At 58.4% G+C, this 15,343-nt stretch carries 14 protein-coding genes; 10 read left to right on the forward strand and 4 right to left on the reverse strand.

Going from position 1 to position 15,343, the window contains the following annotated elements; genetic code table 11:
* The first annotated feature begins 1 nt into the window (after nucleotide 1).
* The 4 genes from ACQZ63_RS22150 to ACQZ63_RS22165 are packed head-to-tail and all read left to right on the forward strand — an operon-like array spanning nucleotide 2 to nucleotide 4,508.
* On the forward strand, nucleotides 2-1,084 hold the full coding sequence (locus ACQZ63_RS22150; protein WP_173998710.1) for an ABC transporter ATP-binding protein: 1,083 nt from the start codon (nucleotides 2-4) through the stop codon (nucleotides 1,082-1,084).
* On the forward strand, nucleotides 1,081-2,064 hold the full coding sequence (locus tag ACQZ63_RS22155) for an NAD-dependent epimerase/dehydratase family protein (protein ID WP_173998708.1): 984 nt from the start codon (nucleotides 1,081-1,083) through the stop codon (nucleotides 2,062-2,064). Before ACQZ63_RS22150 ends, ACQZ63_RS22155 begins: the two co-directional genes overlap by 4 nt.
* On the forward strand, nucleotides 2,061-3,743 hold the full coding sequence (locus tag ACQZ63_RS22160) for an SMP-30/gluconolactonase/LRE family protein (RefSeq protein WP_173998706.1): 1,683 nt from the start codon (nucleotides 2,061-2,063) through the stop codon (nucleotides 3,741-3,743). Before ACQZ63_RS22155 ends, ACQZ63_RS22160 begins: the two co-directional genes overlap by 4 nt.
* A 3-nt stretch (nucleotides 3,744-3,746) precedes the next feature.
* On the forward strand, nucleotides 3,747-4,508 hold the full coding sequence (locus ACQZ63_RS22165; protein WP_173998704.1) for an SDR family NAD(P)-dependent oxidoreductase: 762 nt from the start codon (nucleotides 3,747-3,749) through the stop codon (nucleotides 4,506-4,508).
* 456 nt (nucleotides 4,509-4,964) lie between these two features.
* On the opposite strand, the gene ACQZ63_RS22170 is transcribed toward ACQZ63_RS22165, so the two are convergent.
* Nucleotides 4,965-5,771 (reverse strand): AraC family transcriptional regulator, encoded by an 807-nt coding sequence (locus tag ACQZ63_RS22170; RefSeq protein ID WP_173998702.1) that lies wholly within the window; start codon nucleotides 5,769-5,771, stop codon nucleotides 4,965-4,967.
* A gap of 71 nt (nucleotides 5,772-5,842) precedes the next feature.
* Between ACQZ63_RS22170 and ACQZ63_RS22175 the strand changes: the two genes are divergently transcribed.
* Nucleotides 5,843-6,214, forward strand: coding sequence for a hypothetical protein (locus tag ACQZ63_RS22175; RefSeq protein WP_113292200.1), 372 nt, complete (start codon nucleotides 5,843-5,845; stop codon nucleotides 6,212-6,214).
* Nucleotides 6,215-6,556: 342 nt separating this feature from the next.
* Here the strand turns inward: ACQZ63_RS22175 and ACQZ63_RS22180 are convergent, their stop codons facing one another.
* Nucleotides 6,557-7,486 carry a LysR family transcriptional regulator gene (locus ACQZ63_RS22180; RefSeq protein ID WP_060643013.1) on the reverse strand — a complete coding sequence of 310 codons (930 nt, stop codon included), beginning with the start codon at nucleotides 7,484-7,486 and terminating at the stop codon, nucleotides 6,557-6,559.
* A gap of 117 nt (nucleotides 7,487-7,603) precedes the next feature.
* On the opposite strand from ACQZ63_RS22180, the gene ACQZ63_RS22185 reads away from it, so the two are divergent.
* Nucleotides 7,604-8,470: an aldo/keto reductase family oxidoreductase gene (locus ACQZ63_RS22185; RefSeq protein ID WP_113292202.1), complete on the forward strand. Its 867-nt coding sequence runs from the start codon at nucleotides 7,604-7,606 to the stop codon at nucleotides 8,468-8,470.
* 116 nt (nucleotides 8,471-8,586) lie between these two features.
* Here the strand turns inward: ACQZ63_RS22185 and ACQZ63_RS22190 are convergent, their stop codons facing one another.
* Nucleotides 8,587-9,489 carry a LysR family transcriptional regulator gene (locus tag ACQZ63_RS22190; RefSeq protein WP_173998700.1) on the reverse strand — a complete coding sequence of 301 codons (903 nt, stop codon included), beginning with the start codon at nucleotides 9,487-9,489 and terminating at the stop codon, nucleotides 8,587-8,589.
* Nucleotides 9,490-9,580: 91 nt separating this feature from the next.
* Here ACQZ63_RS22190 and ACQZ63_RS22195 point away from each other — a divergent pair, with 91 nt between their 5' ends.
* Entirely contained in the window at nucleotides 9,581-10,597 is a 1,017-nt protein-coding gene (locus ACQZ63_RS22195; protein WP_173998698.1) for an NADP-dependent oxidoreductase, read from the forward strand.
* Nucleotides 10,598-10,992: 395 nt separating this feature from the next.
* Here ACQZ63_RS22195 and ACQZ63_RS22200 read toward each other — a convergent pair whose 3' ends face one another.
* The gene (locus ACQZ63_RS22200) at nucleotides 10,993-12,006 is read right to left on the reverse strand and encodes a LacI family DNA-binding transcriptional regulator (protein ID WP_173998696.1); all 1,014 of its coding nucleotides are present in this window, start codon (nucleotides 12,004-12,006) and stop codon (nucleotides 10,993-10,995) included.
* Nucleotides 12,007-12,139: 133 nt separating this feature from the next.
* Here ACQZ63_RS22200 and ACQZ63_RS22205 point away from each other — a divergent pair, with 133 nt between their 5' ends.
* The 3 genes from ACQZ63_RS22205 to ACQZ63_RS22215 all read left to right on the forward strand — a co-directional run bounded on the left by ACQZ63_RS22205 (nucleotide 12,140) and on the right by ACQZ63_RS22215 (nucleotide 15,289).
* Nucleotides 12,140-13,063 (forward strand): sugar phosphate isomerase/epimerase family protein, encoded by a 924-nt coding sequence (locus ACQZ63_RS22205; protein WP_111802769.1) that lies wholly within the window; start codon nucleotides 12,140-12,142, stop codon nucleotides 13,061-13,063.
* 20 nt (nucleotides 13,064-13,083) lie between these two features.
* Complete coding sequence (locus ACQZ63_RS22210; protein ID WP_065687609.1) at nucleotides 13,084-14,256, forward strand: Gfo/Idh/MocA family protein; 1,173 nt, start codon at nucleotides 13,084-13,086, stop codon at nucleotides 14,254-14,256.
* 133 nt (nucleotides 14,257-14,389) lie between these two features.
* A complete protein-coding gene (locus ACQZ63_RS22215; protein WP_097170238.1) occupies nucleotides 14,390-15,289 on the forward strand; it encodes a sugar phosphate isomerase/epimerase family protein in 900 nt (299 codons plus the stop codon).
* Nucleotides 15,290-15,343 lie beyond the last annotated feature (54 nt).

Below are 15,343 nucleotides of genomic sequence, written 5' to 3' on the forward strand. Positions count from 1 at the left end.
CATGGCCAATATTTCCATTCGCAACGTCAGCAAGTCCTATGGCACGCTCAACGTGCTCAGGCCCTTTTCGCTTGAGATCGAGAACGGCGAGTTCGTGGTGCTGGTTGGACCTTCCGGTTGCGGCAAGTCGACGATGTTGAAAATCCTTGCGGGTCTCGAACCGGCAAGCGAAGGGCAGATCTTCATCGGCGACAATGAAGTCACGGATCTGGCGCCCGGGGACCGCGATATAGCCATGGTGTTTCAGAATTATGCGCTCTATCCGCATCTGACGGTTCGCCAGAACATCGGCTTCGGGCTGAAGATGCGCGGCACGGACAGGCATGAGATTGACCGCCGGGTCGACGATGCGGCGCGCATTCTGGAAGTGACGCCCTATCTGGATCGTAAGCCCAAGGATCTGTCAGGCGGTCAGCGGCAGCGCGTCGCGCTTGGTCGCGCCATCGTGCGCCAGCCGCAAGCCTTCCTCATGGACGAGCCGCTGTCCAACCTCGATGCCAAGCTGCGTGTCCATATGCGTGCCGAAATCGGCGCTTTGCACAAACGCATCGGGGTCACTACCGTTTACGTGACGCATGACCAGGTGGAAGCCATGACCATGGCGGACCGGGTCGTGATCATGCAGGGCGGCATCATCCAGCAGATTGCCGCACCAGACGAACTGTTCAACAACCCGGCCAATCTTTTCGTTGCCGGTTTCATCGGCTCGCCGGGCATGAACTTCCTCAATGCGCAACTGCGTGACGGCACTGTTACCCTGTTTGGGCAACATGTTTCCGTGCCGGGCGCGGCTGATCGCCAAGGCAGCGTGATCGTCGGTCTGCGGCCGGAACATCTCGTTCTCGGCGATGCGCCGGTCACCTTCGATGTTCACCCGACGCTGGTGGAAAGCCTCGGATCCGAAAAATACGTCTATTTCGACGCGGAAGGCGCAAGGGTGGCCGATGGCGAGGAGGGCAAGTCCAAGGGTCTGATCGCGCGCGTCTCGCATACCGGCAATCTTCCTGGCAACGAGGCACTCCGGCTCGGTTTCGATCCGGCCAAGCTTTATCTCTTCGATGCAAAGACCGGAGAACGGCTATGATCCTCGTCACCGGATCGGCGGGCCGTGTCGGTCGTGCCGCTGTCGCCGCCTTGCGCGCACAGGGCCGCAGCGTTCGCGGTTTTGATCTCAGGCCATCAGGAACCGGCGGCGAGGAAGTCGTCGGGTCGCTGGAGGATGCGCAGGCACTGTCCGAAGCTATGAAGGGCGTGAGCGCCGTCCTGCATCTGGGAGCCTTCATGTCCTGGGCTCCGGCGGATCGTGATCGTATGTTCGCTGTCAATGTCGAGGGTACGCGCCGGCTTCTGGATGCCGCTTCATCATCTGGCCTGCGGCGTTTCGTGTTCGCTTCCTCAGGCGAGGTCTATCCGGAAAACCGACCGGAATTCCTGCCGGTCACCGAGGATCATCCGCTTTGCCCCAATTCGCCCTATGGCCTGACCAAGCTTTTGGGCGAAGAGCTGGTGCGCTTTCACCAGCGAAGCGGCACCATGGAAACGGTGATCCTGCGGTTTTCTCATACGCAGGATGCGGCGGAACTGCTGGACGAAGAGAGTTTCTTTTCCGGTCCCCGGTTTTTCCTGCGGCCGCGCATCCGCCAGCAGCAGAATTTCGGAAACACCGTCATCGCCGAATTGCTCCAGTCCCGCGATATCGGTGAGCCGTCGCACATTCTGTCGCGCAACAAAAACGGCCGTCCATTCCGTATGCACATCACCGATACGCGAGACATGGTGGCGGGAATTCTGCTCGCTCTCGATCACCCCGAGGCGGCGGGTGGCACCTTCAATCTCGGTTCCGATGAACCGGCCGATTTCGCCGAGCTTCTGCCGAAGATTGCGGCGCTGACCGGCCTTCCCATCGTGACAGTCGATTTTCCCGGCGACGGCGTTTATTACCATACGTCCAACGAGCGGATCAGAAACACTTTGGGGTTTGAAGCAGAATGGACGATGGACCGGATGCTGGACGAAGCGGCGGCCGCAAGGCTGGAGCGACGCGCGAAGGAGCAGAGGCGATGAAGCCCGAGACGCCGGGCGGCACGGCGGCGCTGGCCAAAGGGCTAACCCTGCTCGATATGGTTGCCGACGCGCAGGAACCGCTACGTTTTGCCGAGTTGTTGCGCGCCTCCGGCCTGCCGAAGCCGACCTTTGCACGCATCCTGCGCACCCTTATCGCCTATGGTCTCGTCCGTCAGGATGCGGCCCGTGGCACTTATGTTCTGGGCCAGCGTTTTCTGGAAATGTCCCATAGGGTCTGGGAGAGTTTCGATCTTGTCTCGGCGGCGACCCCGGAACTCGAGCGGCTGGCGGCCGAACTGGGGGAAACGGTTGCGCTGTGCCGGCTTGACGGCACGATGACGCAATATCTGGCCGAACGTTCGCCGAATGGCCTTTCTGTGCGCGTCGAGGTGGGGCGCCGCGTCCCGCTGCATTGCACAGCACCCGGCAAGGCACTGCTCGCCTTTCAGGACCCCGCCGTCGGCCGCGCCCTCCTGGACCGTCTGACGCTGGATGTGCAGACCCCGAAAACCATCACCACGCTCGATGCGCTCCAGGCCGACCTGACGTTGACCCGGGCACGTGGTTATTCGATTTCTTATGAGGAGCACTTGCCAGGTGTAAATTCGGCAGCCGCCCCTGTCATGGGTCGCGACAATACGCCGATCGGCGTGCTTGTTGCGCTTGGCCCATCATCGCGACTCAGTTCCTCCAATATCCATCCAGCCGGGCGCGAATTGATTGCTGCCGCGCGCCGTATCACGGGTGCGGCTGGGGCTGTCGCCATTAGTTCCAGGCCCAGGCCCCGGTCTGTCACCGGCCGTCCGAGTGCCGAGCTGAGTTGCGTCTTGCCGTGGGGCGCACAGCTTGGCGAGAGTCCAGTGTGGCACGATGGCGAAAATACGCTCTACTGGGTCGATATTCTGCATCCCGCTGTCCACCGGTTTGATCCAGCGAGTGGCCGGAACGAAACCTGCGAGACCGGGAAGTTGGTCAGCGCGGTCATTCCGGTTCGCGGTGGGCGTCTGCTGGTGGCGTCTCAGGATGGGATCGAATGGCTGGATTTTGCGTCAGGTCGCCTCACACCCTTCGTCAGCCCGGAGGCAGGCATCGTCGACAACCGCTTGAATGATGCCAAATGCGGGCCTGACGGCGCGATATGGGTGGGATCGATGAGGATTGACGCCTCCAAGCCCACGGGTGCACTTTATCGTATCAGCACCGATGGCGCATTCGAACGCAAGGAAGGCGGCATCATCGTCTCCAACGGCCTCGGCTGGAGCGCGGATGGGAAAACCTTCTACTTTGTTGACACGGTACCTGGCCTCATCCACGCCTATGATTGCGATCCCGCGACCGGAACGCTGTCGGGATGCCGCGAATTCGCACGCATTCCCGTCGCTGACGGCAGGCCGGACGGTCTTGCGGTGGACGCGGAAGGAGGGGTCTGGTGTGCGATCTGGGATGGCTGGTCCGTGCGCCGTTATCTTCCAAACGGGAAGCTCGACCAGGTAATTGAGATGCCGGTGCCCCGTCCCACCAGCATCGCCTTTGGTGGCCCGGATCTGTCGACGCTGTTCATCACCAGCGCCCGCACTCGCCTGCCGGCCTCGACACTCGCCGACGCGCCTCTGTCAGGTGGACTGTTTTCCTGCCGCCCGGGAGTTTCCGGTGCGCAAGTCTCATTGTTCGAAGGATAAAGGATGAACCTTGAAAACATCTTTGGCCTGAAGGGCCGCGTGGCGCTCGTTACCGGTTCAAGCCGTGGGATAGGAGCGGCGATTGCCGAAGGGTTGGCCGGGGCAGGTGCCCATGTCATCCTGCATGGCGTCAAGCCGGGCGCCACAGCGGCTGTACATGAGCGGATTGTTACGCAAGGGGGAGCGGCGGATCATCTGGCAGGCGATCTCTCCGAAGTCGGGGCTGGTCGGGATCTTATCGAGCGAGCAGAGGCGATCGCACCACTCGACATCCTTGTTATCAACGCCAGTGCCCAGATCAATGCCACTCTATCGGCGCTGACGCCAGGTGATCTGGCGTTTCAACTGGCGGTCAATCTGGGCTCGACGGTCGACATGCTGCAGACGGCACTGCCGCGAATGTCGGCTCGGAAATGGGGCAGGATCGTCTCCATAGGATCAGTCAATCAGCTAAGGCCCAAAAGCGTCGTTACCGCCTATGCGGCGACGAAGGCCGCACAGCACAATTTAATTCAAAGTCAGGCTAGAGATTATGCCCGCGACAACGTGTTGCTCAATACTCTCGCTCCTGGCCTCATCGATACGGACCGCAACGCTCATCGCCGCGTTGAGGATCCGGAGGGCTGGAATGAATATGTAAGCGCATTGAACTGGATGGGGCGGGCCGGGCGACCGGAAGAGATGGTGGGGGCAGCTGTCTTTCTGGCGTCGGAGGCATGTAGTTTCATGACGGGCGAAACGATTTTTCTCACCGGAGGTTATTGAGCGGGCGGATATTGAAAAAATGCAAAATGTCCCGAACGCAGGTTTGGCCCAGCAACTTTTGCGGTGATCGTTTGGAGAGGTCGTCATTCGAAAAACCAGCGCCGATAATGTGGCGATTGTGCGGGCCTGGCTTCGACGTTGTCATCACGGAGCTGCCGCATACTATCATCCACTCATGCGTCTGCTTGATTTGCCGAACTTCATCCTGACGCCGCATGTGGCGTGGGCAAGAAGCGCAGCGGTCCAGTCGCTGGTCTATTAGCTGATCGACAATGTCGAGGCGTTCTAGCGCGCCCTTCGTTTGACCGTTATAGCTTCTCATGTAAACGAGAAATGCGTGCATGGCGGCACGTGGGAGGCGGGTCGTAAAAACCATTGCGGTAGGAGAGTGTCCATTGGGAGGAAGCTCCGCCAGCCGGCCGATTTCCTTTCAGGTGTCGCTGTACCTTCTAACGTTCAGCGGTCGAAGTTTCCCAGATATCGGGCAGGCGATGTGCCAAGCGCTTTCTTGAACATGGCTATGAATGCAGAGACGGATTGATATCCAAGATCCCCCGAAACCTGCTGCACCGTTGCCCCCGCTGCAAGGCTTCGGATTGCTACAATCACCTGCAATTGTTGTCGCCAGCGGCCGAAGGTAAGGCCCGTTTCGCTTTGAACGAGACGGGCGAGCGAATTCTCACTCATCGCCACTCGTTTTGCCCATTGCGCCATCGTACTGCGATTGGATGGATCGTCTGCCAGCTCGGATGCAATGCGTGCAATCCGGGGCTCGTCCGTCAGCGGGAGGTGAAGATGCTCGACCGGCATCCGCGACAATGCCGACAGAAGCAGCGTTTCCATGAGCTCTAACTCAGCAGTCGCGGCAGCCGATTGGTCGGCCATCTCGATGATCAGTTCCCTGACGAGCGGAGACAGGGAAAGCGTGCAGCACCGGTTCGGCAGATCGGCGGCCCCCGGCTCGATGAACAGGAAGAACAAACGTGCGTTGGCGGTGGCCACATTGCTGTGAAGCATGCCCCCTGGAACCCAGACGCCACAATGAGGCGGAACCATCCACATGCCGCTTGGGACGCGACAAGTCACGCCTCCCAGCAGCGGTATGACAAGCTGGCCCTTACGGTGCTGGTGTTCGGGAGCCTCGCGTTCATTCTGAGACACGTCGATCCTCACAGCGCGAACGCGCGATGAAGAGCTTTCGACATCATGGTCGGCGAGGGCACCGGACAGGGATAGTGGTGAATGGTGGTATTTAGTGATCATTAGAGGGAATATCTAAATTCGTCCGATTGGTTTGTCGATAGGCTCATCTCGCAAGAAGCTGGAGGGTGATCATGGCACTTCAAAAACACAACGACCGCTGGTGGTCGGATATCGTCCGGACCGAAATTCGTCTGACCTCGAAAGGACCTCGCAGGCTCTGCATCCTGCCCCCATCCCTGATGGGGACAAGGCCGGATCATGCCGCTGTTCTGAAAAGGATTACAGGCATTCTTTTTTCGAAAGCCCGAGCATTGCTTGCCCGCCAGCCTCCGGCCATGTCGACTGTTGTGCGCGCTGACCCTGTCGAAGCCTATCTGCACGCCTGCCTCGCTGCACCATTCTTTTTCTATGTGTCGCCAGCGACCTACGGCCTCGCAGACAATGTTACCACCGATGAAAAAGGCATCGAGCGCAAGGCCACACTGCCGGGGGATGAGGTGTGAGTTCCCGGCCAGTTGTCACCAGCGGGAACGTCATCTTTTCGCTGAAAACATTTCTTGCGGCCATGGCGTGGCCGATGCGCTGGAACCGCTTGAATCGCCTCACATGGCAGATGGCTCACGTAACCCGCATTTCAGGCCCATCCTCTACCGTCAATACGAGGGCAAGCCAAAGTGTCTCCGCCGCATCTGTTGCATCCGATATCTGATTAACGGACTGGATTACTGCAAGACGTGCCCATGTCTGAATAGTCGCTCTAGTCCAATGCATGATGCGGGTTATCGCGATATGCACGATGGATCGACCAATGCCTGCGGCAAGAAACAGAGCTAAGGACTTTGAATTCACGGGCCGGGCTGCAAGGATTTCGCTGCATCTTTGTGCGATTGTCTCACGAAATCGATAAATGCGCGCAAAGGCGCGGGCACAAGCCGCCGTCCGGAATAATAGAGGAACGGGCCGGAAAACCGCAGCCACCATTCTTCCATCACCGGTACCAAGTTTCCTCTATCGAAGTGTGGCCTTAGCCAGTCTTCAAAAATATAAATGATGCCAGAACCGGCAATGGCTGCGTCGATACCAAGATCGGTGCCGCCGCCGAACTGAACAACGAGGCTACCTTTAGGATTTATGGCGATTTCTTCCCCATCGCGTTCGAATTCCCAGGAGGGAAGCGCGCGCCCCGAAAACCGGCCTAAAATACAATCATGCGAAAGCAGGTCTTGTGGATGTTGCGGTTTGCCTCTTCTTGCAAGGTAACCCGGCGATGCGGCAAGGGCGTAGCGCTGCTGGCGCGGTCCGATCGGCAACGCCACCATATCCTGCTCGAGCCGTTCGTCATAACGGATGCCTGCGTCGCAGCCGCTCTTTATGATGTCGACGAAATTCTCATCGGTCACGATTTCCAGCCTTATTTCGGGATAGGCCTTTAGGAACGGCGGCACGATCGGAGGCAGGACCAGCCTTGCCGCACTCATCGGAACATTGAGTCTGAGATCCCCCGAGGTGCGGCCGCGGCTGCTTTTCACCTCGTCGAGTGCCGATGCCACCTCTGCGAATGCGGGTCCGGTGCGCTCTAGCAAGAGACGTCCTGCATCCGTCAGGAGCACGCTGCGGGTTGTGCGATTGAATAGTCTTACCCCAAGGTCTTCTTCGAGACGCTTCACCGCATCGCTCAACGCCGAGGAGCTGACTCCACTTTCGCGCGCGGCCTGCCGAAAACCTTTGGATCTAGCCACCAATAAAAACGCATTCAGATCCGTTAAATCCGACACCCTGCTCTCCAAACATAAAAAATAATTGTCCGTCTTCACGGACAACCTGTCCGGATTATAGCTTCTTGTAGCGTATATGCCACCTGTCTATTTTGGAGGAACACAAGGAGATGGACCATGAGCACTATTGCAACTTCAGGAACCTTCACGCTTGGCGATCATACGGTGCGCCGGCTGGGCTATGGCGCGATGCAGCTTGCAGGCAAGGGCGTTTTCGGGCCTCCGAGCGATCGTCCGGAGGCCATAGCTGTCCTGCGCGAGGCGGTGGAAAGCGGCGTCAACCACATCGACACCAGCGATTTCTATGGCCCGCATGTTACAAACGAGATAATCCGCGAAGCTTTGCATCCCTATGACAACGACCTTGTGATCGTCACCAAGGTCGGCGCAGGCAGGGGCGCGGACGCTTCGTGGTATCCGGCGTTCTCGCGCGCGGAGCTGACACAGGCCGTTCATGACAACCTCCGCAATCTCGGAGTGGATGTGCTCGATGTGGTCAACCTGCGCGCTATGTTCGACGTGCACGGCCCCGCGGAAGGCTCGCTGGACGAGCCTCTTGAAGTTCTGGCCGGTTTAAAGCAACAGGGACTGATCCGGCATATCGGACTGTCTAACGTCACGGCGAAGCAAATCGAGGACGCCGGAAAGATCACCGACATCGCTTGCGTGCAGAACCAGTACAATCTTGCGCATCGGCAGGACGAAACCTTAATCGACACACTCGCCTCCCGAGGGGTTGCCTATGTGCCGTTCTTTCCTCTTGGCGGCTTCTCGCCGCTGCAATCCTCTACCCTGTCTGACGTGGCCGCCCGGCTCAACGCCACGCCGATTCAGGTTGCGCTTGCCTGGCTTCTCCAGCGATCGCCGAACATTCTCCTGATCCCGGGCACATCGTCACGGGGACATCTGCGAGAAAACCTCGCCGCGGCCAGGATAGAGCTCCCCTCGGAGGCACTGTTGGAGCTGGATAAGGTGGCTGCTTAATGCCGCTTGTAGAAATCTGGGGAATTTGTCGACGGGTTGTCATCTGTCCTCACGCCCGCTTTTGGCAAATGCTGCCTAGTCAGCGTCGCCCCACAAGCAGACATTCGCTGCCATTGTCAGGACAACTTCACTAAGGTGTCGAGGAAAGCGCGGACGGCCGGGTTTGACCGCCGGCTCTCGGGCCACAGCGCCGTGATGTTGTGCCGTTCCACCGCATAATCGGCCAGAACCGGAATAAGCGCTCCACGCCTCACCCAAGTGCTGGCCATGAAATTGGTTGCCATTCCGATTCCGGCACCTGCTGCGATCGTCGCAAGCACGGCTTCGCTCGCGTCAACGATAATGCTAGAGGTGGGCACAATCTCCACCTCCCTGTCCCCTACGTGGAAAGGCCAGCGGAACAGCTGGCCGCTACTCTGGTAGCGCAGGTTGACAGTCTCGTGCTCTTCCAATTGGTCTGGACTGGTCGGCGGGCTGCGCCCGGCCAGATATTCGGGCGAGGCATAACAGCATAGCCGATGTGGCAGAAGGCGGCGCGAAAGCAGGCGCGAATCTGCCACATCACCAATGCGGACCGCTACATCGTAGCCGCCTTCGATAAGATCAACCATGTGATCGCTCAAACGTAGATCTATATTGACCCTCGAATGGAGCCTGCGAAACTGAGGAAGCATCGGCGCTATTACGTGCAGGCCGATAGGCAACGATGCTGCAATCCGTAAAGTGCCAGCGGGCTCGGTGCGCGCTGCTTTTGCCGCCTGCTCTATATCTTCGGCGTCGTGCAGCAGCCTGAGCGCACGCTCATGAAGATCGTGCCCCTCGGTCGTCAGGGCCAGGGAACGTGTCGTACGCGCAAAAAGCGAAACGCCGAGCTGCTTTTCCAGCCGCTGAATGCTTTTGCTGACCGCCGAGGGTGAGATGGACAAGGAGCGGGCGGCGGCGGTGTAGCTTCCGAGCGAGCCGGCCCGAGCGAATGCAATCAACCCAGTCAGTCTATCAATTCCGATTTGTTCCTTCATGGCACTATTAAAGCGAATTATCTGATGATTATCGAGCGAAGGAGATAATCGTATCTTCAGTCATCAAAACGAATATTCAAGCGAGGCCGTGATGACTGATATGATGAAAGCTGTGCGATTGCACGAATTCGGTGGGCCAGATGTTCTTCGTTATGAAGATGCGCCCCGGCGGGAAATCTCGGCGGACGACGTGCTTGTTCGCGTCCATGCCGCCAGCCTCAACCCGCCGGATCTCTATCTGCGCGATGGTTATCGGACTCTACCGCCGGAATGGCAGCCCAGCCCAAGCTTTCCGCTGATCCTTGGCACGGACGTTTCCGGCACGGTTGCGGCCGTTGGTGAAAACGTGTCGCAGTTCAAGGTCAACGACGAGGTCTATGCGATGGTCCGCTTCCCGCAAAACCTCATGACGGGAAGCAGCGCCTATGCCGAATATGTTCGCGTTCCGGTATCGGAGTTGGCGTTGAAGCCCGCTGGGATCGACCACATCCAGGCTGCCGGTGCGCCCATGTCGCTTTTGACCGCTTGGCAATTTCTGGTCGATTTGGGACATGATTTGCCGAACCCATTCCAGACCTTCCAGCATGCCCCGGTTCCGCTCGACGGCAAGATCGTGCTGGTGAACGGCGCCGGCGGCGGCGTTGGCCATCTTGCAGTCCAGATCGCGAAGTGGCAAGGCGCGAAGGTGATTGCCGTTGCTTCCGGCAAAAACGAGGCGCTTCTCTATGATCTCGGTGCCGATATTTTCATCGACTATACGAAGGCGGCTGCCGAAGCAGTGGTGAAGGATGCTGATCTGGTGCTTGACGCCGTCGGCGGCGCGAATATGGAACGCTTTCTCCCCAGCATTAAGCCGGACGGCGCCCTGTTTCTCGTCAACCCGCTGGGTTTTCAAGGCCATGACGAAGCCGCCCGGCGAAAGATCACCGTCTCAACGACACAGGTGCGTTCGAACGGTGCGCAATTGGCAGAGGCCGGTCGTCTGCTCGATGATCGCTCCTTACGGGTGGTGATCGACAGCACCTATCCGCTGGCCGAGGCATCGACAGCGCATCGTCGTGCTTCAGAAAGTAGCATCCAGGGCAAGATCGTGCTGGTTGCCGCCTGATCACCACTTGACCAGTCAAGGCCCCGGTCGCCGAAGCTTGCAAACTCGCTGCCCAAGGGTTTTGCGGTCGAATCGACCGGCCAATCGCTGCAAGAACGCCAGTCTGGCGACCAGGCGTCTTTGTTGTTGGCGTTTTCGTATCTGGTCGTTGTCCTTGTGCTTACAGCACTTTATGGAAGTCGCTACGTTGATTTCAAATGGTCACGTCTTCACTTTCAATTAGTCATCAACATAGTTTCAAACGGTCATTGGCGAACGGTTTGATGGCTCAAGCTCAATCAAATCCTGAGTTGCAACAACGGATCGCCTCTTCTGATCCTATCAAGGGGTCGTCGGCAAAGGCGGTGCGGCTCTGCTTATACCCAGCTTTAACAAGGAAAATCTGATACACCACGCTAGGCATTCTCTGCGAGAAAGATCTGGATGTCCGTTGAGATAGAGACCGCTTCTCCAGGCATTCTACCGAGGAGCTTTGCGATGGTCTCAACTGCCAGGCGTGCTTCCAAAAGGGGTCTCTGGTCGATAACCGCGTTGATCTTTCTGGATTTTAGCAGCATCCGTCGATTGGGCGTGAGTTCGTGGGTGATGACCACCGTATTGTCGGTTCGGCCAAGGCGTTGCAGGGCACTGACAATCGGCAAAGCACCCGCGGACAGATGATATATGCCTCGTAATCCCGGGTCATCCCGAAATGCAATCTCTACGACACGGCCAGCTTCCTCTTGACTTTCTCCGGTCTCCAGAACCACGGCCAGACTGCATTCAGGATAACGCTCGGTCATGATGTCGCGAAACCCGGCTTCCCGTTCGCGATGGCCAGTGATATCGCGTGAGCCGGCAACCACGACGACGCGGCCGCCTTGCCGTCCGAGGAAAAGGCCCATCAGGTCGCCAGCCACCCGACCGGCCTGCCTGTCGTTCGGCCCCACATAGGCGGCACGCCCGCAATCTGTGAGGTCGGTCGCCAGAGTAACCACCGGGACATTGCGCGATAGGAATGCTACGGCTTCTCGAACCCTGATATCGTCAGGGCTGGTGATGACGAGGCCATCATAGGAGCGACAATCGCGGACGGCTGCGGCGATCGCCGCCGGCTTTCGTGGATCGATGTGATGGACGAAGAATTGCACGTTCAGTGTTGCGTACATTCGCGATGCAAGATCGATACCCTCGCGCAAAGACGCGTGAAACGGGTTGACTGGCGGTTGGATAAGGACCGCGACACGTAGCGCGCGTGAAGGGGTACGATCTAGGGCCCGGTCAATACCGAGCGCCCGTGCAGTGGCCAAAACGCGGTCTTCTTTGTCGGTACGCACGCCGCCACGGTTGTTGAGAACCCGATCCACCGTCGCGGTCGAGACTCCGGCTGCCTTTGCAACATCCGAAATGCTTATCTTGCGTGCAGTCATTTACCTCTCCGCCCGGTTTTCTGATTGAATCCCATCAAATTCCAACTTTGTAAATCGGAGATCTCCAGCTAAATCTCTGCGTCAGGGAGGGTCGCCCACCAAGTGAGCGACACCAGGGAAGGACCAGAATATTATGGGTATAACAGTCACCACAGCACCGTGCTGCTGGGGCGTCGATGACGTGCGCAATCCAAACCTACCGCCGTGGGAAATGGTACTCGACGAAGTCAAGGCGGCCGGATATGGGGGAGTGGAGCTTGGCCCCTATGGTTATGTTCCGCTGAACATCGACATGGTCTCTCAGGCTCTGACAAGTCGAGGGCTCTATATCGTCGCCGGAACGATCTTCAATGATCTTGTCGCTGAGGAAAACCGCGATAGCCTGCTGCGCCAGACGGACGAGATTTGCGCTCTGATCACCCGTCTGCCGACGCCGCCGAAGGCGTCGGGCCAGCGATTTCCCGCACCTTATCTGACGGTGATGGATTGGGGACACGACGAACGCGATTATGCGGCGGGTCATTCCGACAGGGCACCCCGGCTCGATGACGCGGCATGGAACGGCATGATGGATAATATCAGGGCGATATCCGCTCTTGCCCGCGAGAAATATGGCGTTCGCGCCACCATTCATCCGCATGCCGGCGGTTACATCGAATTCGAGGACGAGATTGCCCGTCTCGCCATTGACATACCCCAGGAGGTTGCCGGTTTCTGCCTCGACACTGGCCATACCTGGTACGCCGGCATGGACCCTGTCCAAACCCTGCGCAAATACGCCGACCGTCTCGACTACATCCACTTCAAGGACATCGACAGGGCCGTTTTCGGCCGCGTGATGGGTGAGCACATTCGCTTCTTTGAAGCCTGCGCGCAGGGCGTCATGTGTCCCATCGGCAAGGGCTGTATCGATTATCCCGCCATTCGCGCCCTTCTTGATGAGCTTGGCTATGAAGGCTTTATCACCGTTGAGCAGGAGCGTGATCCGCGCAACGCGGGCGGTAGCCTCGCCGACGTAAAACTCAGCCGTGACTATCTCAAGTCGGCTGGCTTCTAACAATCCGGGACAGAAACCTCATGATTTACGGAACGCGTCAGACAAAACGACCTCTTCGCTGGGCTATGGTGGGTGGTGGTCGCGGCAGTCAGATCGGCTATATTCACCGCAGCGCCGCCCTGCGTGACCGCTACTTCGATCTGGTCGCTGGAGCCTTCGACCTCGATGCCGATCGCGGCCGCGCCTTCGGTGTTGAACTGGGGCTCGAGCCTTCGCGATGCTACGCCGACTGGCGTGCGCTTTTCGCAGAGGAGGCAAAGCGTCCGGATGGGATCGAGGCAGTATCGATCGCAACGCCCAACAATACCCACTACGAGATCACCAAGGCTGCACTGGAAAGCGGGCTGCACGTTGTGTGTGAAAAGCCGCTGTGCTTCACGGTGGCCGAGGCCGAGGATCTTCAGCGTATCGCCGCAGAGCGCGGCCGTATTGTTGGCGTGACCTACGGCTATAGCGGCCACCAAGTCATCGAGCATGCCCGCGAGCTCGTTGCTGCCGGCGAGCTCGGGGAAATTCGTCTGGTCAACCTGCAATTCGCCCACGGGTTTCACAACGAGGCTGTCGAGCTTCAAAACCCGGCGACCCGCTGGCGCGTGGATCCGAAATTCGCAGGTCCAAGTTATGTGCTCGGCGATATCGGTACACATCCGCTTTATATTTCCGAGGTCATCCTGCCCGACCTCCGTATCAAACGGCTTCTGTGCACCCGGCAGAGCTTCGTCAAGACGCGTGCACCGCTCGAAGACAACGCCATGACCCTGATGGAATATGACAATGGCGCGTTTGGCACCGTCTGGTCGAGCGCCATCAATGCGGGTTCCATGCATGGACAAAAGGTGCGCGTCGTCGGATCAAAGGCTTCGATCGAATGGTGGGACGAGCAGCCAAACCAGCTACGATTTGAGGTTCAGGGCGAGCCGGTACGCATTCTTGAGCGTGGCATGGGCTACCTGCACGCAAAGGCACTTGCCGACGATCGTATCGGTGCAGGCCATCCCGAGGGCCTCTTCGAGGCCTGGGCTAACCTCTACGACCGCTTTGCTATAGCTATGGAGGCGCGCAACGAAAACGATGGCGAACGCCTTGCGAGCCTCCGGTTTCCGGGGATTGCGGCAGGGGTTGAGGGCGTTCGCTGGGTTGAGAACTGCGTTCGTTCCGCCGATCTCGGCGGGGTCTGGGTCGATTATCGGTAGCGCGATGGAGGGAGCAGCACCATTGGCGCAGCCCCATAAATGATTGCCACCCACGCGACGTGGTCCAGCAAGCGATGCTTGTCCGCATCGACGCTCCCGTGAAGGGGCGAATTTATATTATCAGGAGGTTTTGATGAAACACGCACTCGATCCGCACATGATCCGTCATTTATCTCTGGAGGAAATTTGCCGAAAGACCGCCGAGCTGGGATACGATTATGTTGAGCTCTCACCCCGTCCGGACTTTCTCTCCTGGTGGACGCGTCCGAAGGTTTATCCCGAGAGGGTAAAGAGCTTCAAGAAGGCCCTCAAGGACCATGGGGTGGGCCTGGCAACGCTTCAGCCAATGTATCGCTGGGCCAGCCCATACCAAGACGAGTGGGAAACGGCGATAGAGAACTGGAAGCGTGCCATCGAAATTGCGGCAGAGATGGAATGCCCGATGTTGGTCTCGGAGTTCGGGCGAGGGGGATCCCCGGATCGAAGCCTGAATGACCGCAGTGGCTTGCATCGTCCGGAGACGTGTGAGGGGCAGTTTTTCCGTGCGATGGATATCCTCGTGCCAATTCTGGAGCGCGAAGGGCTGATCCTCTCGCTCGAAGCGCATCCAGAGGACTGGATTGAGGAAATCGCCCCTGCCATCGATATCATCAAGACGATCAATTCAAAGGCTGTAAAGGCATCGTTCATCGCGCCCCATACCTTCTTCTACGGTCCCGACATGGTTGCTAACCTGCGAGTGACCGAGGGGCTTCTTGCACATGTGCGCCTCGCAGACACCTATGATCATAACAAGTCTTCGCAACTGCGCTACATTGTAAATCCGCCTGGAGCGAAGGTGCGCGTCCATCAACACACCGACTTCGGCCAAGGTGAGATCAACTGGGAAGTATTCTTCTCAACTCTTGCCGACATGAAATTCGACGGTGTCCTTTCAAATTGCGTTTTCGCGTGGGAGGACCGAGCCGAAGACAGTGCCCGTTTCATGCTTCGTGAGACACAGATGTATGTGAACAAGTACTGGCCAAAGTAACTCCTCCTCAATCGCGGAGTGGTCGAAAAGGCCCTGCGATATGACCAGGCTTTT

The sequence above is a fragment of the Agrobacterium sp. CG160-95 genome, assembly GCF_053521725.1.

What these genes read in the sequence shown, in the direction of transcription:
- ACQZ63_RS22210 (WP_065687609.1), top strand. Translation starts at nt 13,084, where the DNA reads ATGATTTACGGAACGCGTCAGACAAAACGACCTCTTCGCTGGGCTATG.
- ACQZ63_RS22190 (WP_173998700.1), bottom strand. Translation starts at nt 9,489, where the DNA reads ATGAAGGAACAAATCGGAATTGATAGACTGACTGGGTTGATTGCATTC.
- ACQZ63_RS22195 (WP_173998698.1), top strand. Translation starts at nt 9,581, where the DNA reads ATGACTGATATGATGAAAGCTGTGCGATTGCACGAATTCGGTGGGCCA.
- ACQZ63_RS22205 (WP_111802769.1), top strand. Translation starts at nt 12,140, where the DNA reads ATGGGTATAACAGTCACCACAGCACCGTGCTGCTGGGGCGTCGATGAC.
- ACQZ63_RS22185 (WP_113292202.1), top strand. Translation starts at nt 7,604, where the DNA reads ATGAGCACTATTGCAACTTCAGGAACCTTCACGCTTGGCGATCATACG.
- ACQZ63_RS22165 (WP_173998704.1), top strand. Translation starts at nt 3,747, where the DNA reads ATGAACCTTGAAAACATCTTTGGCCTGAAGGGCCGCGTGGCGCTCGTT.
- ACQZ63_RS22170 (WP_173998702.1), bottom strand. Translation starts at nt 5,771, where the DNA reads ATGATCACTAAATACCACCATTCACCACTATCCCTGTCCGGTGCCCTC.
- ACQZ63_RS22200 (WP_173998696.1), bottom strand. Translation starts at nt 12,006, where the DNA reads ATGACTGCACGCAAGATAAGCATTTCGGATGTTGCAAAGGCAGCCGGA.
- ACQZ63_RS22175 (WP_113292200.1), top strand. Translation starts at nt 5,843, where the DNA reads ATGGCACTTCAAAAACACAACGACCGCTGGTGGTCGGATATCGTCCGG.
- ACQZ63_RS22155 (WP_173998708.1), top strand. Translation starts at nt 1,081, where the DNA reads ATGATCCTCGTCACCGGATCGGCGGGCCGTGTCGGTCGTGCCGCTGTC.
- ACQZ63_RS22150 (WP_173998710.1), top strand. Translation starts at nt 2, where the DNA reads ATGGCCAATATTTCCATTCGCAACGTCAGCAAGTCCTATGGCACGCTC.
- ACQZ63_RS22160 (WP_173998706.1), top strand. Translation starts at nt 2,061, where the DNA reads ATGAAGCCCGAGACGCCGGGCGGCACGGCGGCGCTGGCCAAAGGGCTA.
- ACQZ63_RS22215 (WP_097170238.1), top strand. Translation starts at nt 14,390, where the DNA reads ATGAAACACGCACTCGATCCGCACATGATCCGTCATTTATCTCTGGAG.